The 20,609-nt window shown below is 63.6% G+C and carries 27 protein-coding genes and 1 pseudogene; 15 read left to right on the plus strand and 13 right to left on the minus strand.

Annotated elements, in window-relative coordinates; translation table 11 throughout:
* Window positions 1-6: 6 nt before the first annotated feature.
* Window positions 7-237, minus strand: a complete 231-nt coding sequence (locus tag Hrd1104_RS13545) for a hypothetical protein (protein ID WP_195837615.1) — start codon at window positions 235-237, stop codon at window positions 7-9.
* Between the two features lie 148 nt (window positions 238-385).
* Here Hrd1104_RS13545 and Hrd1104_RS02505 point away from each other — a divergent pair, with 148 nt between their 5' ends.
* From Hrd1104_RS02505 to fsa, 9 genes are all read left to right on the plus strand, one after another.
* A complete protein-coding gene (locus Hrd1104_RS02505) occupies window positions 386-1,687 on the plus strand; it encodes a UbiD family decarboxylase (RefSeq protein ID WP_154551265.1) in 1,302 nt (433 codons plus the stop codon).
* Window positions 1,688-1,706: 19 nt separating this feature from the next.
* Complete coding sequence (locus Hrd1104_RS02510; RefSeq protein ID WP_154551266.1) at window positions 1,707-2,885, plus strand: aconitase X catalytic domain-containing protein; 1,179 nt, start codon at window positions 1,707-1,709, stop codon at window positions 2,883-2,885.
* Window positions 2,885-3,313: an aconitase X swivel domain-containing protein gene (locus tag Hrd1104_RS02515; protein ID WP_154551267.1), complete on the plus strand. Its 429-nt coding sequence runs from the start codon at window positions 2,885-2,887 to the stop codon at window positions 3,311-3,313. The genes Hrd1104_RS02510 and Hrd1104_RS02515 overlap by 1 nt, the downstream gene beginning before the upstream one ends.
* Window positions 3,310-3,882 carry a UbiX family flavin prenyltransferase gene (locus tag Hrd1104_RS02520; protein WP_154551268.1) on the plus strand — a complete coding sequence of 191 codons (573 nt, stop codon included), beginning with the start codon at window positions 3,310-3,312 and terminating at the stop codon, window positions 3,880-3,882. Before Hrd1104_RS02515 ends, Hrd1104_RS02520 begins: the two co-directional genes overlap by 4 nt.
* A 91-nt stretch (window positions 3,883-3,973) precedes the next feature.
* A complete protein-coding gene (locus Hrd1104_RS02525) occupies window positions 3,974-4,882 on the plus strand; it encodes an AEC family transporter (protein WP_154551269.1) in 909 nt (302 codons plus the stop codon).
* 122 nt (window positions 4,883-5,004) lie between these two features.
* The gene (locus tag Hrd1104_RS02530) at window positions 5,005-5,451 is read left to right on the plus strand and encodes a ferritin-like domain-containing protein (RefSeq protein WP_154551270.1); all 447 of its coding nucleotides are present in this window, start codon (window positions 5,005-5,007) and stop codon (window positions 5,449-5,451) included.
* 70 nt (window positions 5,452-5,521) lie between these two features.
* On the plus strand, window positions 5,522-6,400 hold the full coding sequence (locus tag Hrd1104_RS02535) for a transketolase (RefSeq protein ID WP_154551271.1): 879 nt from the start codon (window positions 5,522-5,524) through the stop codon (window positions 6,398-6,400).
* Window positions 6,397-7,329 (plus strand): transketolase family protein, encoded by a 933-nt coding sequence (locus tag Hrd1104_RS02540; protein ID WP_154551272.1) that lies wholly within the window; start codon window positions 6,397-6,399, stop codon window positions 7,327-7,329. Before Hrd1104_RS02535 ends, Hrd1104_RS02540 begins: the two co-directional genes overlap by 4 nt.
* A 45-nt stretch (window positions 7,330-7,374) precedes the next feature.
* A complete protein-coding gene (gene fsa / locus Hrd1104_RS02545; RefSeq protein ID WP_154551273.1) occupies window positions 7,375-8,031 on the plus strand; it encodes a fructose-6-phosphate aldolase in 657 nt (218 codons plus the stop codon).
* A gap of 395 nt (window positions 8,032-8,426) precedes the next feature.
* On the opposite strand, the gene Hrd1104_RS02550 is transcribed toward fsa, so the two are convergent.
* Both Hrd1104_RS02550 and Hrd1104_RS02555 read right to left on the minus strand, forming a co-directional pair.
* Complete coding sequence (locus Hrd1104_RS02550; protein ID WP_154551274.1) at window positions 8,427-9,266, minus strand: aldo/keto reductase; 840 nt, start codon at window positions 9,264-9,266, stop codon at window positions 8,427-8,429.
* Between the two features lie 72 nt (window positions 9,267-9,338).
* Window positions 9,339-10,022 (minus strand): triose-phosphate isomerase, encoded by a 684-nt coding sequence (locus tag Hrd1104_RS02555; protein WP_154551275.1) that lies wholly within the window; start codon window positions 10,020-10,022, stop codon window positions 9,339-9,341.
* A gap of 116 nt (window positions 10,023-10,138) precedes the next feature.
* On the opposite strand from Hrd1104_RS02555, the pseudogene prs reads away from it, so the two are divergent.
* Window positions 10,139-10,986 (plus strand): annotated as a pseudogene (gene prs / locus Hrd1104_RS02560) (ribose-phosphate diphosphokinase).
* A gap of 43 nt (window positions 10,987-11,029) precedes the next feature.
* Here prs and rpe read toward each other — a convergent pair.
* Entirely contained in the window at window positions 11,030-11,671 is a 642-nt protein-coding gene (gene rpe, locus Hrd1104_RS02565; protein ID WP_154551276.1) for a ribulose-phosphate 3-epimerase, read from the minus strand.
* A 111-nt stretch (window positions 11,672-11,782) separates the two neighbouring features.
* Between rpe and Hrd1104_RS02570 the strand changes: the two genes are divergently transcribed.
* From Hrd1104_RS02570 to Hrd1104_RS02580, 3 genes are read left to right on the plus strand one after another with little or no spacing between them, the layout of a single operon-like run.
* Window positions 11,783-12,103, plus strand: coding sequence for a transcription factor S (locus Hrd1104_RS02570; protein WP_154551277.1), 321 nt, complete (start codon window positions 11,783-11,785; stop codon window positions 12,101-12,103).
* A gap of 3 nt (window positions 12,104-12,106) precedes the next feature.
* On the plus strand, window positions 12,107-12,730 hold the full coding sequence (locus Hrd1104_RS02575; RefSeq protein WP_154551278.1) for a hypothetical protein: 624 nt from the start codon (window positions 12,107-12,109) through the stop codon (window positions 12,728-12,730).
* A gap of 54 nt (window positions 12,731-12,784) precedes the next feature.
* Window positions 12,785-13,192: a type IV pilin gene (locus Hrd1104_RS02580; RefSeq protein WP_229770515.1), complete on the plus strand. Its 408-nt coding sequence runs from the start codon at window positions 12,785-12,787 to the stop codon at window positions 13,190-13,192.
* Here the strand turns inward: Hrd1104_RS02580 and Hrd1104_RS02585 are convergent.
* The 6 genes from Hrd1104_RS02585 to Hrd1104_RS02610 form a co-directional block, all read right to left on the minus strand.
* Window positions 13,177-13,743, minus strand: coding sequence for a dihydrofolate reductase (locus tag Hrd1104_RS02585; RefSeq protein WP_370454816.1), 567 nt, complete (start codon window positions 13,741-13,743; stop codon window positions 13,177-13,179). The genes Hrd1104_RS02580 and Hrd1104_RS02585 overlap by 16 nt on opposite strands.
* A gap of 6 nt (window positions 13,744-13,749) precedes the next feature.
* Window positions 13,750-14,751 carry a thymidylate synthase gene (thyA, locus tag Hrd1104_RS02590; RefSeq protein ID WP_154551280.1) on the minus strand — a complete coding sequence of 334 codons (1,002 nt, stop codon included), beginning with the start codon at window positions 14,749-14,751 and terminating at the stop codon, window positions 13,750-13,752.
* Between the two features lie 70 nt (window positions 14,752-14,821).
* Window positions 14,822-15,520, minus strand: coding sequence for a bifunctional 2-polyprenyl-6-hydroxyphenol methylase/3-demethylubiquinol 3-O-methyltransferase UbiG (locus Hrd1104_RS02595; RefSeq protein ID WP_154551281.1), 699 nt, complete (start codon window positions 15,518-15,520; stop codon window positions 14,822-14,824).
* Window positions 15,521-15,575: 55 nt separating this feature from the next.
* Window positions 15,576-16,307, minus strand: coding sequence for a methyltransferase domain-containing protein (locus Hrd1104_RS02600; RefSeq protein WP_154551282.1), 732 nt, complete (start codon window positions 16,305-16,307; stop codon window positions 15,576-15,578).
* Window positions 16,304-16,684: a nascent polypeptide-associated complex protein gene (locus Hrd1104_RS02605; RefSeq protein ID WP_154551283.1), complete on the minus strand. Its 381-nt coding sequence runs from the start codon at window positions 16,682-16,684 to the stop codon at window positions 16,304-16,306. The genes Hrd1104_RS02600 and Hrd1104_RS02605 overlap by 4 nt, the downstream gene beginning before the upstream one ends.
* Window positions 16,685-16,747: 63 nt before the next feature.
* On the minus strand, window positions 16,748-17,209 hold the full coding sequence (locus Hrd1104_RS02610; protein ID WP_154551284.1) for a PUA domain-containing protein: 462 nt from the start codon (window positions 17,207-17,209) through the stop codon (window positions 16,748-16,750).
* Window positions 17,210-17,312: 103 nt separating this feature from the next.
* Between Hrd1104_RS02610 and Hrd1104_RS02615 the strand changes: the two genes are divergently transcribed.
* Window positions 17,313-17,492 (plus strand): hypothetical protein, encoded by a 180-nt coding sequence (locus Hrd1104_RS02615; protein ID WP_154551285.1) that lies wholly within the window; start codon window positions 17,313-17,315, stop codon window positions 17,490-17,492.
* A gap of 10 nt (window positions 17,493-17,502) precedes the next feature.
* Here Hrd1104_RS02615 and Hrd1104_RS02620 read toward each other — a convergent pair whose 3' ends face one another.
* The gene (locus tag Hrd1104_RS02620; protein ID WP_154551286.1) at window positions 17,503-18,000 is read right to left on the minus strand and encodes an NYN domain-containing protein; all 498 of its coding nucleotides are present in this window, start codon (window positions 17,998-18,000) and stop codon (window positions 17,503-17,505) included.
* A 138-nt stretch (window positions 18,001-18,138) separates the two neighbouring features.
* On the opposite strand from Hrd1104_RS02620, the gene Hrd1104_RS13015 reads away from it, so the two are divergent.
* Window positions 18,139-18,312 carry a DUF5786 family protein gene (locus Hrd1104_RS13015; protein ID WP_195837616.1) on the plus strand — a complete coding sequence of 58 codons (174 nt, stop codon included), beginning with the start codon at window positions 18,139-18,141 and terminating at the stop codon, window positions 18,310-18,312.
* 48 nt (window positions 18,313-18,360) lie between these two features.
* Here the strand turns inward: Hrd1104_RS13015 and Hrd1104_RS02625 are convergent, their stop codons facing one another.
* A complete protein-coding gene (locus Hrd1104_RS02625; protein WP_154551287.1) occupies window positions 18,361-19,224 on the minus strand; it encodes a YkgJ family cysteine cluster protein in 864 nt (287 codons plus the stop codon).
* A 69-nt stretch (window positions 19,225-19,293) separates the two neighbouring features.
* On the minus strand, window positions 19,294-20,493 hold the full coding sequence (locus tag Hrd1104_RS02630) for a hypothetical protein (protein WP_154551288.1): 1,200 nt from the start codon (window positions 20,491-20,493) through the stop codon (window positions 19,294-19,296).
* Between the last annotated feature and the right edge of the window lie 116 nt (window positions 20,494-20,609).

The raw sequence follows: 20,609 nt of genomic DNA on the forward strand, positions 1-20,609 counted from the left end.
CGCTCGTCACACCTCACATAGCTCGAACTCGATTCGCTCCACGTCAGCCCCCTTCGACAAGCGGTTCGTTCTCTCGATCGGGCCGTTCTCGGCCGTCCGGTCGACATGAGTCTCGCCACAGGGACACATGTCGAAGTCAGCGGGCTCGAAGTCGATCCCGTGGTGACTGTCGTCGTGGTCCTTCAGGACATCGACGACCGTCGCCTCGAATGCCGTCATGTCGTCTGCATCTGGCAAAGCGCAGGTCGGTCAGACGGCCTGCTTCGGGAGGCCAACCTACAAACGTTCCCGCGGGTAAGTCTCCCATCGGTCGTCTAGGCCCGTTCTCACTTTGCGGGAGTGCGCCCGGGGACATGAATAGGCTGGCATGCAACGCCCGCTCACTATGGGTTTACGAGCCTTTCTGAACGACGAAGAGCGGACGACCCTCACTGAGCAAGTCGATCCACGGTTCGAACTCCCGGCGCTGGCTGTCCAGGAGGAATCCCAGCCGACCGTCTTCGATGACGTCGAGGGGTATCAGAACGTCCGCGCGGTGGCCAACACGCTTGGTTCCCGTGAGATGATCGGCCGGGCGCTCGACGTCGAGCCCTCGGCAATCGTCGACGCGATGGGCTCGGCGATGGACGATCCGCTCTCCATCGAGGAGACGGCCGCCCCCTCGTTCGAGCACGTCGCGAGCGAGCCGACCATCGACGAACACGTGCCGATTCCGGTGTTCTACGACGAGCACGAACGCCAGTACTTCGCTTCCTCGGTCGTGATCAGCGAGGATCCCGAGACTGGTGTCACCAACTGCTCGTTCCACCGAATGATGTTCGAGGAAGGGAATCGACTCGTCATGCGCCTGGTCGAGCGCCACCTCCACGACATCTACTCCCGAACCGAGGGCGGGCTCGACGTCGCGGTCGTGATGGGTGTCCATCCGGCGGTCGAGTTGGCGGCCGCCACGTCGTTTGCGCCCGAGAAGAGCGAACTCGCGCTGGCCAATCGCCTGCTCGATGGCGACCTGGCGACCGCTGCGGTCGACGGGATCGAAGTGCCGGCCGACGCCGAGATCGTCATGCGGGCGACGATCACCGACGAGCGGGCCGAGGAAGGGCCGTTCGTGGATCTCTCCCGGACGTGGGATCGCACGCGCTCTCAACCTGTCGTGACGGTCGCGGACCTCTACATGCGGCCCGACCCCTACGCGCGGATCATCGTCCCCGGCCGAACTGAGCATGCTCACCTCATGGGTATCCCACAGGAGCCCCGGATCTACCGGATCGTCGAGAACACCGTCCCGACGGTCCAGAACGTCGTGTTGACGCCCGGTGGGTGTTCGTGGCTGCACGGGGTCGTCCAGCTCGAAAAGCGCAGCGAGGGGGATCCAAAGAACGCGGGGATGGCCGCGCTTGCGGCCCACCCCTCGATGAAGAAGGTCACGGTCGTCGACAGCGATATCGATCCGGCCGATCCGGCAGCCGTCGAGTGGGCGACTGCGACCCGGATGCAGCCCGACGAGGACATCACCGTGATCGAGAACGCCAAGGGATCGTCGCTCGATCCGTCACAGGACTACGATCGCGGAACGCTCGCGAAGTGGATCGTCGACGCGACGGTGCCAGGCAATCGTGACCGGGCGGACTTCGCCGAGGTGACGGTCCCTGGCGCTGAGGAGATCGATCTCGCCGACTATCAGTGACCTACCGGACAACACAACCATGCATCTGACACAGCACGAGGAAGACTTACTCGAATCGGACAACGACGCCGTCCGGAAGGCGATGGAACTGCTCGTCAAACTCGGGGATATCTACGGCGCCGAGGAGATGATCGAGATCGAGTCCGCCCAGGCCTCGGGCATCTCCTACAAGTCGATCGGCGACCCCGGTGTCGAGTTTCTGGAGGGATTCGCCGAGGAGGGTGCCGAAACGTCGGTCCCGACGTTCGCCAACCCCGCCGGGATGGACTTCGAGCGCTGGGAGGAACTGGGCATCGACGAGGCTTTCGCCGACAAACAGCAGCGTATTCGTGACGCCCTCAAGGAGATGGGGATCGTCCTCTCGTTTACGTGTACGCCGTATCTCGCGGGCAACCTCCCGCGGCGCGGCCAGCACGTCGCGTGGGCCGAATCCTCGGCCGTCTCCTTCGTCAACAGCGTCGTGGGCGCCAAAACCAACCGCGAGGGCGGTCCCTCGGCGCTGGCCGCGGCGATCACCGGGCGGACACCGAAGTACGGTCTGCACCTGGAAGACAATCGCCAGCCGACTTATCGCATCGATGTCGAGGCCGACATCGAGAGCCAGGCCGACTTCGCAGCGCTTGGCTCCTGGACGGGCCGACTCGTCGAGGACGGCAAGCCGTACTTCACTGGGGTCGATTCGGGCGGGACGGACGATCTGAAGGCCCTGGGTGCGGCGATGGCCGCCACCGGCGCGGTCGCGCTGCACTTCCTCGAGGGCGTGACGACCGAAATGGAGCCCCCGGAGAACGTCGAGACAGTGACCTTCGGCGAGGGCGAACTCACCGAGGAGTACGCGGAACTCACGACCGCGGACGATCCGGAGCTTGTGGTCATCGGGTGTCCACACTGCTCGCCCGAGGAGATTCAGGACGTCGCGGCGACCGTCGAGGGCAAGAGCCTCACGAGCGATCTGTGGGTCTGTACGAGCGCCTCGGTCAAGACCTGGGCCGACCGGAATGGGCTGACCGAGACGATCGAAGCGGCCGGTGGGAAAGTGCTTGCCGACACCTGCAACGTCGTCTCGCCGATCGAGGAACTGGGCTATGAATCCAGCGCAACCGACTCCGCGAAGGCCGCGACGTATCTGCCCGGCTTTTGCAACCAGGACGTAGCGTTCAACGACAAGGAGACGCTGCTCGCGGAGGTGACCGAGTGATGACAGCAGAATCGACCAACGGGACGGCAGACGGTGCGATCGACGCCGAACCGATCACTGAAGGAATCGGCCGTGGTGAAGTCCTCCGTTCGCCCGTCCCGATCAGTTTCTACGGCGCGGTCGAACCCGACACCGGTGAGTTCATCGAGGATGGCCACCCGCTTGAGGGTGAGAACATTGCGGGGAAAGTGCTGGTCTTCCCGCGCGGAAAGGGTTCGACGGTCGGCTCCTACGTCCTCTACGGGCTGGCGAACAACGGCTGTGGGCCCGCTGCGATCGTCAACGAGGAGACCGAGACCATCGTCGCCACGGGCGCGATCCTCGGGGAGATTCCCTGTCTGGACTCGCCTGAGGTGGCCCTCGAAACGCTCGAAGACGACGAGACAGTCGAGGTCGACGCCGATGCGGGCGAGATACGTCGACAATGACCGAGACGCGCTTCGTCGTCGGCGTGACGGGTGCTTCGGGCATCCCGATCGCCGTCCGGACCGTCGAGGCTCTGGCTGAACACGGCGCGGTTCACACCGTCGTGACCGAGGCTGCCGAGTCGGTGATGGCTCAGGAGTCGGGGTCCCGCGAGGCGACGATGGGGCGGCTGCGAGCGGCCTCGGAGCAACTCTACGGGGAGAGCGAAGTGGGGGCGCCGATCGCTTCGGGCTCGTTCGATACCGACGGGATGGTGGTCGTCCCGGCCTCGATGAACACTGTCGCGGCCGTCGCGACCGGTCGTTCGGACTCGCTGGTGACACGGGCGGCCGACGTGACGCTGAAGGAACGCCGTCGACTCGTCGTCGTGCCTCGGGAGACGCCGCTGAGCCAGCGCCATCTGGAGAACCTGACGAAACTCGCGGAGCTTGGCGTCGACGTCGTGCCCCCCGTGTTGGGATTTTACTTCGATCCACAGGAGCCAGCCGACTTCCTCGATCACGTCGTCGGGAAGGTCCTCGAACGCTTCGACCTCGACCACGACTGCTACGACGCCTGGACCCCCGAGTGAGGGGCCAAACGGCCAGCGACGGGTCTGTGGTGCGACTTACGTCGCCTCTAACTGGCAAGGCCCAAGCGTCTTCGTCGTCGAGTGCTGTTCGATGGACGTGCTGACCCGGCTCGTCGTGATGATCGGGCTGCTTGCAGTCGGTGTGGGATTGCGAACAGGTGACATTTTGACCGCGAGACGCGTCGGGTGGCTCAACAGTGTCGCCTTCTACGTCGTCCTCCCAGCGCTGGTGTTCGATTCGACCCACGACGAACCCCTGGGCGAAATCATCTCGGTGCGACTGCTAGTCGGCGTGGTCGCCCTCGTGGCGGTGACGGCGGTGATTGCGATGGTGGTCCATCGACGACTCGAATCGCCATCCGCACGAGCGGCGGCCACAGTCCAGTCCTATCACACCAATTTGGGCTACATTGGCCTCCCGGTCGTGGCGAGTGCGCTCGGCGAGCGGGCGGCGGCTATCGGCAGTGTCGTCCTCGGGATCGGTGCCCTGGTCCAGATTCCGCTGACGGTCATGCTCCTCGTCCGGATCACTGGCGCTGGGACGAACGTCCGGGATGAACTCGGGCGACTGGTAACGAACCCAGTCTTGATCGCGTTGCTCGTCGGACTCGCAGTCTCGCAAGCACCCTTCGCCGTCACTGGCCGGCCTGCCGCGGGTATCGCGTTGGTTGCCGAGGCGGCCCTGCCCATCGCGCTCCTCTGTGTCGGGGGCTCGATCGAACTCGAATCGATCGACTTCGATCGCTCGATCGTCGGGCGCGTCTTGGCGCTGAAACTGCTCGCCATGCCTGCCATCGCTTGGTTGGTCTTGCTCGCCGTCGGGGCCACACCTGCCACACTCCGGACGGTAGTCGTCATGTTCGGTGCGCCGACGGCCGTCTCGACGTTCATTTACGTCACTGAGATGGGTGGCGATCGTCGTCTGGCTTCGGTGAACGTCTTTCTCACGACAGTGGCCTCGGCGATCACACTTTCGGCGTTGATCGCACTCGCACCCTGAGCTATCGGTCGATTCGACCGTCGGCCCCGCGGCCGAACGTGTTCTGTCGCCGCCCTCGTCGTTCCCAGTCGCTGGGAGCGAACGCTTTCCATTTATATGTGCTCGACCTGTTTTCTACCTGTATGTCAGACGACGTTGTCGACCTGCTGCGAAAAGCGTACGTAGACGAGATCGAGACCGCGATGAACTACCTGGCCAACGGGACCTATCTCGAGACGGTCCGTGGTGAGATCGTCGCCGAATCGCTCAAAGAGGACGTCGAAGAGGAACTCCATCACGCCGAAGAACTCGGCTACCGGCTCCGATACTACGGCGAAGTGCCGCCGGCATCGGCCGATTTCGAGGCCAACCAGGACTCCCTTCAGCCCCCGGCCGAAGGGAGCGACGTCCTGACGGTCATCGACGGCGTTATCGAAGCCGAGGAAGATGCCATCGAGACCTACGAAGCACTGATCGAGGCCGCCGAAGCAGCCAACGACCCCGTTACAGAGGACCTGGCAACGGAACTGCTCGCGGACGAACAGGCCCACCGGGCGGAATTCCTTAGCTACCGGCAGGACTTCGCCTGAATCGACCCGGGGCCGATCGGACAGGCTGTAAAGGGAAGATTTTACTCCGGAGAGTGGCAATCCGGTACCGGTGAATACCGTGTCTATTGATCAAGCGCCTGACGGCGATCTTGCCGACCGAATCGAGTCGTATCGCCAGACGGCACCGGCCGTCCGCAAGGACATCATCGAGATGGTCTATGCGGCCCAGTCGGGCCATCCTGGCGGGTCGCTGTCGGCCGTCGAGTTTCTACTCTGGTTGTACAACGAAGAACTGAACGTCGACCCCGAGCAGCCGGACGACCCGGACCGAGATCGGCTCGTCTACAGCAAAGGCCACGCCTGCCCCGTGCTGTACGCGCTGCTGGATCGCTACGACTTCATCGATTGTGACCCTAACGAGGAGTTTCGCCGCCTTGGTGGCGAACTGCCGGGACACTCCTCACCGAAAGTGCCGGGTGTCGAGTTCCCCTCTGGATCGCTCGGTCAGGGCCTCTCGTACGCGAACGGGCAGGCCTTGGGTGCGGAGTACGACGACGACGATTTCGATGTCTACGTCGTACTCGGCGACGGTGAAGTCCAGGAAGGCAACATCTGGGAAGCTGCGATGTCCGCCGGCGAGAAGGAACTGGACGTCGTCGCGATCGTCGACCGCAACAAGAAGCAAAACGACCTCCCCGTCGCCGAGACGATGGAGATCGACCCGCTGGCCGAGAAGTTCGAGTCCTTCCGGTGGGACACCTGGGAAGTCGACGGTCACGACTTCGAGGAGATCGCCGCGGCCTTCGAAGAGATCAACGAGACTGATGGTCCGCGAGTGTTGATCGCCAACACGGTCAAAGGCCACCCGATCGACTTCATGGAGGCCCAGCCCAACGGCTATCACGCCGGTGCGATCACCGACGATGAACTCGAGGAGGCGATGGACGAGCTTGGGTTCGACGCTGCCGATGTGGAGGTGGACCAATGAGTGAGAAGATTTCGACCCGGAACGGCTTCGGGAACGGCTTGTTGCGTGAGGCTGAGGAACGCGAGGACTTCATCGTCATGGACGCCGACCTGGCAAAGTCCACGCGTGGGGGCTGGTTCCGCGACGAGTACCCCGAACGCTGGATCAACGTCGGCATCTCAGAACAGGACCTCTTTGCCACTGCTGCGGGGATCGCCGAGACGGGGCATCCGGTCTTTGCCAACACGTTCGCGATTTTCTCACAGCGTGGCTTCGAGCAAGTCCGCCAGCAGATCGCCCGTCCGAAACAGAACGTGACGGTCGTTGGTAGCCACGCCGGCGTCATCACCGGCGAAGACGGCCCGAGCGCCCAGACGGTCGAAGACATTTCGGCGTATCGTGCGCTCCCGAATCTGCGTGTCATCTCGCCCGCGGACGCCGTCGAGGCGAACGCGCTCGTCACCGCACTCGCCGACGACGACGACCCTGCCTATCTCCGACTGGTTCGTGAGTCGATCCCCGTCATCCACGACGAAGACGACTACGAACCGCAAATCGGCAAAGGCGAGGTACTGCGAGACGGTGGAGATATCACGCTCATCGCCCACGGCGCGATGGTCCACGTCGTCCAGGAGGCCGCCGATATCCTGGCCGAGGCTGGCATCGACGCTCGTGTGATCAACATGTCGACGATCAAGCCCCTGGACGAACAGCTGGTCGTCGAATCCGCCAAACAGACCGGCGCAGTCCTGACCGCCGAGGACCACAGCGTCATCGGTGGGCTGGGCAGTGCTGTTGCGGAAGTACTGGCCGAGCAACAGCCGACGAAGATGACCCGCGTCGGCATCGACGACGAGTTCGGGACCTCGGGCAACGGGCTCGATCTCTACGAACACTTCGGCTTCACTGGCGACGCGATCGCCGAAGAAGCCAAAGAGCTGCTGGCCTGAACGTCGAAAGGCCTTTTTGTGGCAGTCGCCTAATAAAGGATACCTATGCGTACGTACATCGATTCGGCGTTCGTTGACGAGGTACGAGAAGCCGACGAGCTGGGACTGGTCGACGGGGTAACGACGAACCCGTCGCTGGTGTCTTCGACCGATCGCCAGTACCGTGACATCATCGACGAGCTCGACGAGTTCGTCGACGGGCCGATCAGCGTCGAAGTGATCGCCACGGACTATGAAGGCATGCTCGAAGAAGCCCGAGAATACGATACCTGGGGCGACAATATCGCCGTCAAGTTGCCGATGACCCGCGACGGCATGATGGCCTTGCAGACGCTGACGGCGGAAGGCGTCCAGACCAACATCACGCTGGTGTTCTCGGTCAACCAGGCGTTGATCGCTGCGAAGAACGGCGCGACGATGGTCTCGCCGTTCATCGGCCGGCTAGACGACAACGGCCACGACGGCGTCGGCCTCATCGAGGACATTCGGACTGTCTACGACAACTACGGCTTCGAGACCGACATCCTCGCAGCCTCGATCCGGAACCCCCGCCACGTCCAAGCGGTCGCCAAGGCGGGCTCGGATATCGTGACGCTGCCGCCGGATGTCGCCGACGCGATGTTCGATCACCCCCGCACCGACAGCGGCCTCGAGGCCTTCCTCGACGACTGGGGCGACCGCGAGAGTCCCGCCCTGAAGTAGACCCGTCTGACTCTCTGTTGCCGTCTCGGCTTGCTGTGCCGTTTTCTCGACCGTCCGATGATCCGCTGATCTGACTCCCGTATATCGATCGTGTCGGGTTTCCGATCCCGGCATATAGGCGAGGGTCTCGCACGGTCTTTTTACTGGGTGCCACTAACGCACTGTCGCCTGTGGTGGCAGACGAATCGGCACCGAGAAACGTTTTGGACGCTGACGATTCGAGTCTGGCGGCGCTGGTCGCCGATATGCTCGAACGCGAGAGTGACGTCGCCGTCGAGACGATCGCCGACGCTTACGGCCGGGCTGTGGAAGTACTCAACGGAGCGGACGGCGGCGCGCGCTTTGGCTTCGTCGAAATCGGCGTGATTGGGAGGGAATCTGTGCCCAGTGGCTGCTCACTCTGCCATGCCCCAGACGTCGTCGTCCCAGGAGCGGGCTCGGTCGTCGTAGACTGGCTCGTCACGGTCGAGGTCGTCGATACGGGCGTGATCGGCCGCTTCGAGTTCGAACTCGAAGAGAGCGATGTTTTCCTCGATGTGTTCCCGAGATTTCGAACGCGGCAAGACGACGACGTCTTTCTCGACTGCCCACCGAAGCACGATCTGGGCGGGCGTCCGCTCGTATTTCTCGGCGAGTTCTTGAATCGTCGGGTCGTCGAGCACGTCGGTCCGGGCGAGGGGGGCCGCAGCCTCGATGACGATATCGTTGTCTCGGCAGTACTCGACAAGGTCGGGCCGCTGGAAGTAGGGGTGAAACTCGATCTGGTTGACGGCGATCGGCACCGAGCTGACGTGCTGGGCCGCGCTGAGTTGATACCGATCGAAGTTCGAAACGCCGACATTGCGGACGAGCCCCTGTGATTTCAACGTCGCCATCGCGTCCATCGTCTCTCGGACGGAGATCGCCGGGTTCGGCCAGTGAATCAGGTACAGGTCCAGATAGTCCGTCCCCAGGTCGGCCAGCGTCGACTTCGCTGCCTCGATCACCGACTCGTAGTTGAGATGTTTGGGGAGGACTTTCGAGGTGAGGAAGATATCACCACGGTCGTGGTCGGTGAGGACCTCGCCCAGAGATGCCTCGTTCATGTATCCCTCGGCGGTATCGACGTGGGTATACCCAGTCTCGAGGGCGGTTTCGACCGGCGTTTTGACCGCATCGCTCTCTAACTCGTAGGTTCCTTTGCCGACGACTGGTAGCTCGTCGCCGCTCGGGAGCGTGGTGGTCGGGATCGACATAATCGGGCTGGATTTTCGAGCGGGCCGGCCTTAACGTGCCCGCTCGACTGCGACGGCCTCCGGCACGCCGGTTCACTGTTCGGCCACGGCCGCTCCGATCGCTCGGAGGACCGAACCAGGGTTCTCGGCGGTCGCGATCGCCGACGCCGCGCCGACCGCATCAACGCCCAGATCGAAAGCGCGGCTAACGTCCGTGGCGGATGTGATCCCACCGCCGATCCGGACGGCCGTCTCGGGGGCGTTTGCGTCCCGCATGTCGAGAAACGCCTTGACCCGTTCCGGGTGAGTCTGCGTGATCGGGGCTTGCCCCCCGATGTCATCGGGACGCTCGAAGAGGAATTGGTCGGGGTCGAACGGGGCAACGGCGCGGCCGGCTTCGACGCTGTCGACACAGACGATCGCATCGAGCCCCGCGTCTCGACAGCGCTCGACTTTCCGCTGGATGTCCGCGATCGTATCGCGGTTCTCGGCGTGGTTGATCACGGCGCCGACTGCGCCCCCATCCGAAAGCGTCTCCGGGAGGATTTTCCCCATGCCGCGTCCTGGATCGACGGGATCGACCGCTGGGGCGATGACCGGTAGCTCCGTCTCCCGTGCCAGCAGGCGTACGTCGGGGAGCTGGGGCGTGAGGACGAACGTCCCGCCGGTCTCGGTGGCGATCCGTTCGATCATCCCCGCGAGTTCGAGACCATCGGACCCGCCCGTGCCCGGATAGAGCTTGTAGTTGACCTGGAAATGTGGATAGGGCAACCTCATACGCCCGGGCTTCCCGGGTGAGGGACAAAACGGTTTCTACGGGACAGTCGGCAAAACCGCTGGTCGACGGGTCGAACCGAAATGTCTTATTGCCCCTCCGGACAAGGGTCAGATACATGATCACGGGTACGTCGACTGCGCAGGCGATCGCGACGGGTGTCTCGGACGAGCTGGGCGAACCGCTGGTCGACCTCGAGGACGACGGGACGGCTGTGACGGGCGACGGCGTGACCGTCGAGGACGACGACCGGATCGTCGTGGTCGGCTCGACGACCACTGCGCGTGCCCATCTCGAACTGATGGAACTCCAGGAGCGAGCCAACGCTTTCGAGCCAGCCGAGGTTGTGACGGTGATCCCCTATCTCGGGTACGCCCGCCAGGACAAGCTGTTCGAGCCGGGGCAAGCCATCTCGGCACGGGCGGTCGCACGCGCCATCAACGCCAGCACCGACCGAGTCTACTCGGTCAACCCGCACAACATCTCCGTACTGGAGTACTTCGACGTACCCTCGGCACCCATCGACGCCGCCCCGCAGCTGGCCGAACCCCTGCCGGCGGACCTCGCCGATCCTGTCTTTCTCGGTCCCGACGAGGACGCTGAATGGCTCGCAAACTCCGTCCGGGACACCTACGGCGACGGCCACGTCGAGAACTTCGAGAAGATTCGTCACTCTGCGACGGAAGTCGAGATGACGGCCGAAGGCAAGGACTTCTCGGGCAGCGATGTCGTCCTCGTCGACGACATGATCGCGACCGGCGGGACGATGAGCGAGGCAGTCAACATCCTCGACAACCAGGATACCGGTCGCGTCTACGTCACCTGTATCCACCCCTGCTCGTCGAAAACGCGCTCAGTAGACTCCACCGGGCTGGTGTCCAGTCGCTGTACGCGACCGACACGATCGACCGCTCGATCAGTCAGGTCAGCGCTGCCAAACCCATCGCTGACGCACTGGCAGAATAATCAGTTTCTGACGCTCCTGTATACGACGCCCCCGGAAGACTGCTCACTCGGCGTCGATGCCGATCGCCGCGCGCAGTTCCGCCAGCGCTGCCGGGACGTCTTCGCGGCCGAACAGTGACGAGCCGATGACGAAAGTATCGGCCCCCGCGGTGGCACATTCTGGCCCCGTCTCGCTGTCGACGCCACCGTCGACTTCGATCTCGACGTCGCTGAGTGCGGCCAGTCGCTCGACTTTCTCGACGGTTTCGTGCATGAACGACTGCCCCCCGAATCCGGGTTGGACGGTCATCACCAGCGCCAGGTCGATGTCGTCAAGGAGGGGCTCGATCGTCTCGACCGGCGTGTCTGGATTGATCGCGACGCCGGCGTCCAGATCGGCGTCGTGGATCTGGTCGACGACGGCCGCCGTGTCCTCACAGGCTTCGGCGTGGACAGTCAGCCTGTCGGCACCGGCCGTCGCGAACGCGTCGACGTAGCGATCGGGCTGTTCGATCATGAGGTGGGTGTCGAAATAGACGTCCGTCCGAGACCGGAGCGATTCGATGACCGGCGGCCCAAAGGAGATGTTCGGCACGAAGTGGCCGTCCATGACGTCTAAGTGCAACAGTTCGACTGAATCGACTGCTTCGACCGCGCCGGACAGATCGGCGAAGTCGGCCGCGAGGATCGACGGTGCGATACGCATGGTACTTCGGGATTGCAAACGAGGCAGTAAAACGGTATCTATCGTGGTAGGGTCCCTCTCGGGTCGTATCGAATCCCGAAGCTTAAGTCCGTCTGTTGGCATACGCCGGACATGGAATTTTGCGACGACTGCGGCTCGATGATGAAAACCGAGGGTGATCGGTGGGTCTGTGGCAGTTGCGGTGCCGAGAAGACCCGCAAACAGGACACGGAAGATGGCATGGTCACGACCCAAGGCCAGCAGGAAGGCGAAATTGTCGACCTCAGCGAGAGCGAAGAGGACGCCCGCCCCTCGACAGACGCCCACTGCCCGGAATGTGGCAACGATCGGGCGTTCTGGGAGATGAAACAGATCCGGGCCGCAGACGAGTCCGAAACCCGGTTTTTCACCTGCACCGAGTGCGACCACAAGTGGCGCGAAGACGACCATTGACCCGTGTCTGAGGAAACATCAGACGTCGACGCGCAGTATCCGACGGTTCCACTAGAGCGCCTCGAGAACAGTGGCTGGGCGCTTCGCGACGAGCGCCTCGAGGTCCGGGCCCGCGTCATGGGCGTCACCGTCCACGCACACGAACGGCGATTCGAGGACGATGGGCTCCGTGAGCGCGTTCGGGCTGGTGGTGGGCCGGATCACCTCTGGCGGCTGTTCTACGCGACGCGACTGACCTTCAGCCCGTCGCTGCCCCCCGCGTTCGGCCCCGCGATGGCCCTGCCAAAGGTCCGCAGTGCTGCCTGCGAGGAGTTCGCCGACCAACTCCGCGACGAAGGACTGACCGACGTCGAACAAGGCGACGACGAGCGTATCGAGACCGACTCCGGCGCGCAGGCGAAAGTGACACGCTACGACGCAACGCTCCCGGTCGAAACGGATAACGACCAGTGTGAGGTGCCCATGGAAGGCTGGATCGGTATCTGGAACGACGACGCGATGCTTCTCGCCGGTGGGTTGTATCCGACGGAATCGCTAGCTGAGGCGCTATCGATTCCGGACGTGGATTACGATCCGGAAGGGAGTCACGAAGAGTTGCGAGCGTTGATCCGCCAGGTGAACGCGTGACGTCGCAGGAACGAACAGCCACGAGAGTTAATACGTCGGCCGTTCGTTCACCGAATGGACACGATGCACGGGATCAGCTCTGATGAGAAGCGTGGCGTAATCTCGGTTCTGGGCATTCTGCTGATGCTGTTTGGCGCAATTGCCGGGTCGTTCGTCATCGGCATGGGTGACACCCAGCAGCGAGGGACAGCACCACCACAGGTACAGTTCGAGTTCGAATCGGACGAGACGGGAGCGGTGACGATCACTCACACGGGTGGTGATATGGTTCCCCGATCGGAAGTCGAAATACAGAGTCCCGGCAGTGCCGGTGAGTGGACGACCTCGGGATCCGACGGCGAGATCGCCGCCGGTGACGAGATCACTGTCACGGGGCTCGAACGTGGGGATACAGTCCGTATCGTCTGGGAATCGCCCGAAAGCGACGCGTCTGCCGTGCTCGCGACTTACGACGTTCCCTGATTCAGGTCTTCTGGGGCCGCTCGCTCGTAGGTCACGAACGCTAGTTCCTCGGTCCGCCGCCGGTCGCGGACCGTCCAGGCTTCCTGTTCCCATTCGGGGAAATACGCGTCACCCGCCGGCGTCTCCGGGACCTCGGTGATGAGCATCCGGTCAGCCACCGGGAGGAACTGCTCGTACACTGTCGTTCCGCCGGCGACGTAGGCGACATTCGACCCGGTTTCAGCCGCGACGTCGATCGCCGTGTCGATGTCTGCGGCGATCCGGACACTCGTATCTTCATCCGGGCCTGTGTCGTCCGGCACAAATCCGGACCGTGAGAGGACGATATTCGTCCGTCCGGGAAGTGGCCCGTCTAGTCGCTCGGCGATGGACTCGTAGGTCCGCCGGCCCATGATCACGGGTTTGCCCATCGTCGTCTCCTTGAAGTGGGCCAAGTCCTCCGGGTAGTACCACGGGATCTCCCCGTCACTGCCGATGACCCCGTTCTCGGCGACGGCGGCCAGGATGACGAGTTGAGTATCGCGTCCGCGCTTGTCTGATGTTTCGTCCACCATCGGTCACTCCGCGACAGCAAATTCGAGCCCCGGTGCCGACTCGTAGCCCCGAAGCTGGATGTCCTCGAATTCGAGGTCCGGGAGTGGTTTTTTGGCGACGTCGATGGTCGGCCGCTCGCGGGGCTCGCGAGTCAGTTGCTCCAGCAGGTTTGGCACGTGATCGGCGTGCTCCGCACCGGGTTCGGGTGGCGCTTCCGCCTCGATCCAGTCTTTGACGGCACCGTACTCGCTCCGGTCTTCGACCGCCTGGACGCGCTCGCGCAGTTCTGTGCGGTTGTCCCGGTACCACTGGCCGCGCTCGCCACCGCCACAGTAGATGTGGGCGTCGACGACCGTGTGAGAGAACCGGCCGACCTCGAAGCCAGTCCGATCGGCGACGACGTGAGCCAGCAGCGCGTAGGCGGCGATGTTGAACGGGATGCCCAGCGCCACGTCGCCCGAGCGCTGGGTGAGATGGACGTTCAACTGGTCGCCCTGGACGTTGAAGACGAAGGTGTAGTGACACGGCGGAAGCGTGCTCACCGCCGCGTTCGCGGGATGCCAGGCGTTGACGACGAGCCGGCGGGACTGGGGGTTCTCCTGAAGTTGGTCCATGACGTACTGTAACTGGTCGAAGGTTCCCTCGTCGGTGACCCAGCGGTGGCTGTCGTCGGGCCAAGACTCGCCGGGGAGTCGGTCATCGCCCTCGGGAATGGGGTACCGTCGCCAGAAGCGCCCGTAGGCTGTATCGAGGTGGCCGTCCTCGTCGGCCCAGTCGTTCCAGATTCCCGTCTCCTCGCGGAGATTGCGAATGTGTTCTTCGCCCGAAAGGTACCACAGCACCTCGTGGAGCATCGAGTTCCAGCGAAAGCCGTCCATCTGCTTGGTCGTGAGCAGGGGATAGCCCTCCTGGAGGTCGACTTCGTAGCTGTATCCAAAGGCCGAGAGCGTGTCCACACCGGTCCGGTTGGGCTTGTACGTCCCCTCCGTCAAAACGTGTTCGACGAGATCGAGATACTGCTGCATTCTTGAACGAAGTCACGCGCCGCGAGCGTTAATAGCTGGCTACTCCGATCCGCAGACTGTCCCGCTATCCTCACGCTCGCGTACAGACGAACACGGTCCGGTCGTCTTCCGGGCCATAGCCACCGACGGTTTCGACGGTGAGGCCCGCTTCGCGGAGGGCCTCGGCGATCGTGGCGTCCTCGAACGGCGTCATGGGGCGCGAATCGACGAAAAACTCGCCGTCGGGCGTCACTGTCATCGATCGCCAGTCGAGTCGCCCATCACAGGCGACGTGCTGTGAGAGGCGTGCATAATCACCGTGTTCTGTCGTCCCCACATCGAGGGCCGGGTGGTTCCCGTCGGGTGGGAGCGGCGAATTGTCGAAAACGAGGATTCCATCGGACGCGAGGCGTGTCTCGATGGCGTCGATAGCGGGCTGGAGATCGTCGGGAACGAGGTGATTGACGACGCCCCGGATCATGACGATCGCGTCGAAGGCGCCATCCACGGTGAGATCGGGGAGTGTTTCCTGTCGGAAGTCGACCTCGTATTTCTCCCGGGCGACCTTGAGCATCCCGTCGTACTTGTCGATCGCCGTCACATCGAATCCCGCGGCGGCGAACCGCCTCGTGTGCTCGCCGGTCCCACAGCCGATCTCCAGCAGTCGCTCCCCGTCGACATCGAAGCGATCGATCACGTCAGTGACGAAGGAGACGTCCCTGTCGTAGTCCCACTCGGACTGGATGGCGTCGTACAGTTCCGGGTGATCGGTGTACAATCGCTCGGGCATGCCGCGTTCCACGGACGGCCCCGAGGAATTGATTTCGGCTCGGGCTGGGGCAGGCTCAAACCAGTCGCGCGAACGTCAGATACCCCGTATGCCCGACGCCGGCCGTCGACGGTCGCGACCCACGCGAATCGAAGTCCATCTCTCGCTGGATCGTCTCCAAGGTCTCGATTTCTGACAGCCCGACCTCGCGAGCTGTCTCGACGACTGCCTTAGAGCTCTCGACGAACGGCGAATAGACCGCCACGAAACCGCCGTCGGCCAACAGGTCTGGGGCATGCTCGACAAGTTCCGGGGCGTCTCCCGTATCGAGCGTCAACACGTCGAATGGGGCATCGTCCCGGAGTTCGTCCAGCTGTTCGGTCCCATCGCCCGTCCGCACGTCGACGGCCTCGCTAACCCCAGCCAGCGCCATGTTCTCGCGGGCCACCTCGGCAAACTCGCCGTCCTGTTCGTAGGTAACGACCGACGCGCCCATGCGGCCCATGTATCCGGCGAGCACGCCCGTGCCCGTGCCGACGTCGAGGACACGATCGCCGCCAGCGACGCCGGTGTGGCCGACAATCAGGCCCACATCCCGGGGCATCATCGGCGCGCCGGTCCGCTCGAAGTGCTCGAACAGATCCGGGCCGCGCAGTGCCCGCACGTCGAAGGCGGTGCCGAGATGGGTCTCCAAGGTGTCTCCTGGCTGGGCGTCCGCCGGGATTTCCAGCACCCCCAGATCGGTCTCTAAGGTCTCGCCACGTTCGCGGAGGTACTCTCGTCCCTCCCCGACGAGCAGGACGCTCACTCGAGGTTGGCGACCGCTGCCGCGAGGTCGCCGTCAGCTTCTTCGAGGGCTTGGCGGGCCGTCGCTTCGTCGACGCCGGCTCGCTGGACGACGATATCGACGTCAGCCTGCGGGATCCCTGCCTCAGCGTCGTCGGCTGCCGTGTCGGCGTCCTCGCTCGCGCCACCGTCACGGCGCTCGGGTTCGCCGACGATCTGGTAGGTCTTCTGGCCTTGTGCCTCCATCAGTTGGACCTCGGCGTCGTCGAAGACAAGATCGCCGTCGGGCGTTTTGATGATGACCTCCTCGGCATCGATGTCTTCCATGTCGATTCCCATCTGTTCCATCATCTGCTTCATCTTCTGCGGATTCAGACCGCCGCCGCCTCCTCCAAACATACACTGGCGTCCGCTATGCGTAATAAAAAGCCTGGCGACGTCAGGTTCGCTTCTCTCTCGGTGTCAGTCGTCGGCCCCGTCCCGGACGGCGACAGCCATCCCGGTCTCGAAGTCCGCCATCGCCGTTGCCGGCAGTTCCGCTCGCCCGACCGCGAGCAACTGATCGTCCGCCCGGACGACGAGTACCTCGTCGTCCTCGCGGATCGACGGGTCCGCGTCAGTGACGAACTTCGCGAAGGCATTGCGACCATCACGGACGTACGGATCGCTCTCCTCGCCGACGACGACGCGATTGCGTGGCTCGGCAAGCGCGGCCGTGAGTCGCTGCCCCCCAGCGTAGCCAAGCGTGAACCGGCCATCGAGACCCAGGGTGACGAGCCGTCCGTCGGGGCCATGAATTTGGCGTGGCCGGCCCGATTTCGACCGGGAGACAGACAGCGCTTCCCGATCGGCAAACAGTGCTTCACCGGCACCGCTGCCGAACTGATACTCGGCGATCCGCGAGAGGCGACGCCATTCGGTCATGGTCCGTTCGTTGTCGACGCGACGGTTTAACCGCTGCTATCAGCCACGGCAAGCGAGACCGGGTAGTGCTCGATTTATGCGGCCGGGGGTGATACCGGTGAGTATGGCTGTCGACTCACAGAAACAACTCCTCGGGTTCGTGTTACTGGTCGTTTCGAGCGCTGTCATGCTCGCCGGTGGTGTGTCCGATATCGTTCCGGCCGTGGCTGGCGCACCGGCCGCTCTGGGTCTGGCCGCGGGCGCACTCCTCGTCGGAACGGCAGCCCAAGGCCGGCCAGTCTAGGCGAGCCCACTCACAGCAGGAACCGATCCGTGTCCTCGCTGAGGTCGGTGAACGACTCCGCACGGTCGATCAACTCCTCGGAAGTCGATTCGCCGAATGCGAACACTTCCACTTTGACGCCCTCGTGTCTGACGTGTGAGACCAGCCGCGAGAAGTCACCGTCCCCGGTACAGAGAACGAGTGTATCGACGTGCGGGGCCAGCGACACCGCGTCGAGACTCATTCCGACGTCCCAATCGGCCTTCTTCGAGCCGTCCGCGAACGTTTTGAGATCCTTGATCTTCGTCTCGAAGCCGATGTCGATCAGTGCTTCGAAGAACCGCTGTTCGTCGTCGGCGTTGGCCCGAATGACGTACGCGATCGCTCGCGTCAGCCGCCGGTCTGCGACCGCTGCCGAGAGGAGCGATTCGTAATCGATGTTCTGGGAGTACAGGCTCTGAGCCGTGTGATAGAGATTCTGGGAATCCGCCAGTACGCCGACCCGCTGGTCGGGATGGATATCGGTCATTGGTCACTCTCCGACCGGTGGCCGCAAAGGGTTTGTGGCGACTCCGTGCCCCGGTGTCCCGAGCCATGCGTGCTATTGAATGTCGTGGCAACCGTTACATTGATGAGGGAATATCGTGAATGTTCGGTGTGGTACACAATGTCGATGGGCTCTTACGACGATGAGGAACACGAGCGCCGTGAGCGAAAGAACAGTTCGGTCGATGCCAGTTTCGACGACGACCGGACTGTCTACCACGGGAGCGTCGAGTACGAGACCGATGACTCGACGGAAGAGCTCCTCGAGACGTACAAGGAGATCCAGTCCGACTGATCGAGTCTCGTTCGCTGTGGCCCAGCGTCGGCGGGATATCCCCGACGATCATTCGGTAGTCCCTTCCCAGCCAGCCGGCTGCGGTGCTCCACGTGGCGCTTCGATCGATTCGGCCAGAGCCGGATCGGCCGTCTCGGTACGTGCCCGTCGTTGCCAGTCGTCGATGGCGCCTCCAACCCAGGAGTCGGTGGTCTGGATCCGCTCACGCGTCCGTTCGTAATAGCTTTCCTCGATTTCGACAGTCCCCGGACTCGCCGCCGCGGCGACAGCCACGAACTCGGCCCGATCTCGGGCCGTCGCTTCGCCGTCACGGATCCGAGCCACGGCTGCCTCGATGCGGTCCGGCTCCGGGTGAGCGAACACGCGGGTCCCTACCGCTCCCGGTCCCAACATCGGCTCGGCGTCCGGCGGTGCTTCGGTGTCCAGTAACCGATGGCCGCCGTGTTCGCGTTCGACCCGCTCGCACTCGGTTTCGGCCCCAAGCAGCAGATTCGACCCGGGATACGTCTGGCACGTCTCGGGATAGCTTTCGGCGTCGTGGATCCGACACTGGAGGGAGTCGGGATCGAGGAATACACACGTCGACAGCCAGGTCGGCTCCGCTCCGAACGGCCCGACCGGCTTGGGGACGTGTCGAAGCCCGATCAAGAACGTCGGTCGTCTGTCGATCGCGGCCAGCTCGACGCCGCCGACAGTGACGCTATCGCCGTCTCCCGTCCACAAGCGCGGCGTCAACGCGTCTCCTTGCCCTCCCTCGACGAACCGCCGGATTTCCTCGCGACGGAGCGAGACCAGGTTGTAGGCGTCGTCGAGTGGCTCGTACGGCCCGCGACGTTCGTGTTCGAGCGCCCCATCGGCGAGTGGGCGCCAATCGATACAACAGCCGGCACACCCCTCGCAGTCGACCTCCATGCATGTAGGTGGGTAACACGGGCTCAAAAATCGTCGGCCCCCGGTGACACGGCGAGTAGTTGGTTCCTCTCAGACTTCGAAGGTTGCGAGTGTCCGGCCCGCGCGCTCACAGACGGGGTGGTACGTGAGTTCTACCGTCGCCCCGGCCTCGAGGGCTACCGTGACCGTATCCCCAGGCGCGACTGCACCCATCGATCCCGACGTTTCGCCGGCCCAGCGGCCTGGCTCGTCTTGATCGAGTGACTCGTCAGTCCGGAACCCCTCCCCGCACAGATAGAGCCGCGTTCCCGGGATCGCATCGCCACCGGCGTGTACGATCGTGGCTGCCCGCTTGTCGGGACCGTCGGTCACCTCGAAGCGTACCGCGGGTGTCGTTCGCACGGCCCGTTCGAGCGCGGGGAGTGGGGTCAACGTGTCCTGTGTGAGTGTCGATATCGTCGCTGTGACCACGCCGACGCGCCCTCGATGTCCGACGTCGACGCCGTCGTATTCGGAGAGTGGCCCGGCGGTAGCCAGCCGGTCGATTTCGTCGGTCGGCACGTTCGAACCTGGCGGGAAGACGAACCCGAAGGTGACCTTCGCCAGCTGCTCGTTGAACCGCCAAGCTGCGCCGGTCGCCTGAACGTTCGTCAGTGGGACCCTCCCCCCGCCCGTCTGGCCGACGATGATATCACCATCGCCCAGCACCTTCATCAGATCGGCGAACGTATCGTCTACCGCCCGATAGCGGGATCGATCGCCGTCTTTTGCGTCGATCACTGTCTCGACGATACCCGCACCGTCAACAACACCGGGTCCGAACAGGATCGCTTCGTCCGACACCGCGACGTGCGTACTCTCGTCTGGAGAGACGTACAGGCTGTAGCCGTCGTACTCGCCCGTCGCCTGGAAGCCCGCAGCGCGGAGCTTCTCTGCAGCTCGCTCAGCTGTACTGGTGTGTTCGAGAACAGCAGCGAAGTGACCGATCCGATAGACCCCGGATAGATCCGTAAACGACATCCCGAGGACGTCGACAGCGCGGGCAATGCTCGCAGCGAACCCGTTTTGAACGTCCGGGGCGACGGCGTTGGATCGCTTCAGTGCCGTCGGCGTCATCAGCAAGAGGTTGAACTGCTCGATCGTCCCCAGTGTCTCCGGTGATGGGACCCACGAGAGTGTGTTCGTCCCCATCACTCCCGACAGGCCCTCGTCGAGACAGCCAGCCAGCAGTGGCGTAGCCGCGACGCTGGCCACGCCAACGCTTCGGAGCACGTCTCGACGTCGCCACATATCTATCTCCTCAACCCCCACAGAAGTGAAACTTTTGGAGCCGGCTAGCTTACAGTTGGCCTTCGATGCGTGAGGCCACTGAGACCGCGGCACACAGATCAGGTCCGCGTGCGTGC

The organism is Halorhabdus sp. CBA1104, from assembly GCF_009690625.1.
In the GTDB taxonomy this organism is placed as follows: Archaea; Halobacteriota; Halobacteria; order Halobacteriales; family Haloarculaceae; genus Halorhabdus.

Coding starts and splice junctions, on each gene's coding strand:
- Hrd1104_RS02505 (WP_154551265.1), top strand. CDS start 386: ATGGGTTTACGAGCCTTTCTGAACGACGAAGAGCGGACGACCCTCACT.
- Hrd1104_RS02510 (WP_154551266.1), top strand. CDS start 1,707: ATGCATCTGACACAGCACGAGGAAGACTTACTCGAATCGGACAACGAC.
- Hrd1104_RS02515 (WP_154551267.1), top strand. CDS start 2,885: ATGACAGCAGAATCGACCAACGGGACGGCAGACGGTGCGATCGACGCC.
- Hrd1104_RS02520 (WP_154551268.1), top strand. CDS start 3,310: ATGACCGAGACGCGCTTCGTCGTCGGCGTGACGGGTGCTTCGGGCATC.
- Hrd1104_RS02525 (WP_154551269.1), top strand. CDS start 3,974: ATGGACGTGCTGACCCGGCTCGTCGTGATGATCGGGCTGCTTGCAGTC.
- Hrd1104_RS02530 (WP_154551270.1), top strand. CDS start 5,005: ATGTCAGACGACGTTGTCGACCTGCTGCGAAAAGCGTACGTAGACGAG.
- Hrd1104_RS02540 (WP_154551272.1), top strand. CDS start 6,397: ATGAGTGAGAAGATTTCGACCCGGAACGGCTTCGGGAACGGCTTGTTG.
- fsa (WP_154551273.1), top strand. CDS start 7,375: ATGCGTACGTACATCGATTCGGCGTTCGTTGACGAGGTACGAGAAGCC.
- Hrd1104_RS02550 (WP_154551274.1), bottom strand. CDS start 9,266: ATGTCGATCCCGACCACCACGCTCCCGAGCGGCGACGAGCTACCAGTC.
- Hrd1104_RS02555 (WP_154551275.1), bottom strand. CDS start 10,022: ATGAGGTTGCCCTATCCACATTTCCAGGTCAACTACAAGCTCTATCCG.
- rpe (WP_154551276.1), bottom strand. CDS start 11,671: ATGCGTATCGCACCGTCGATCCTCGCGGCCGACTTCGCCGATCTGTCC.
- Hrd1104_RS02570 (WP_154551277.1), top strand. CDS start 11,783: ATGGAATTTTGCGACGACTGCGGCTCGATGATGAAAACCGAGGGTGAT.
- Hrd1104_RS02580 (WP_229770515.1), top strand. CDS start 12,785: ATGGACACGATGCACGGGATCAGCTCTGATGAGAAGCGTGGCGTAATC.
- thyA (WP_154551280.1), bottom strand. CDS start 14,751: ATGCAGCAGTATCTCGATCTCGTCGAACACGTTTTGACGGAGGGGACG.
- Hrd1104_RS02595 (WP_154551281.1), bottom strand. CDS start 15,520: ATGCCCGAGCGATTGTACACCGATCACCCGGAACTGTACGACGCCATC.
- Hrd1104_RS02605 (WP_154551283.1), bottom strand. CDS start 16,684: ATGTTTGGAGGAGGCGGCGGCGGTCTGAATCCGCAGAAGATGAAGCAG.
- Hrd1104_RS02610 (WP_154551284.1), bottom strand. CDS start 17,209: ATGACCGAATGGCGTCGCCTCTCGCGGATCGCCGAGTATCAGTTCGGC.
- Hrd1104_RS02615 (WP_154551285.1), top strand. CDS start 17,313: ATGGCTGTCGACTCACAGAAACAACTCCTCGGGTTCGTGTTACTGGTC.
- Hrd1104_RS02620 (WP_154551286.1), bottom strand. CDS start 18,000: ATGACCGATATCCATCCCGACCAGCGGGTCGGCGTACTGGCGGATTCC.
- Hrd1104_RS13015 (WP_195837616.1), top strand. CDS start 18,139: ATGTCGATGGGCTCTTACGACGATGAGGAACACGAGCGCCGTGAGCGA.
- Hrd1104_RS02625 (WP_154551287.1), bottom strand. CDS start 19,224: ATGGAGGTCGACTGCGAGGGGTGTGCCGGCTGTTGTATCGATTGGCGC.
- Hrd1104_RS02630 (WP_154551288.1), bottom strand. CDS start 20,493: ATGTGGCGACGTCGAGACGTGCTCCGAAGCGTTGGCGTGGCCAGCGTC.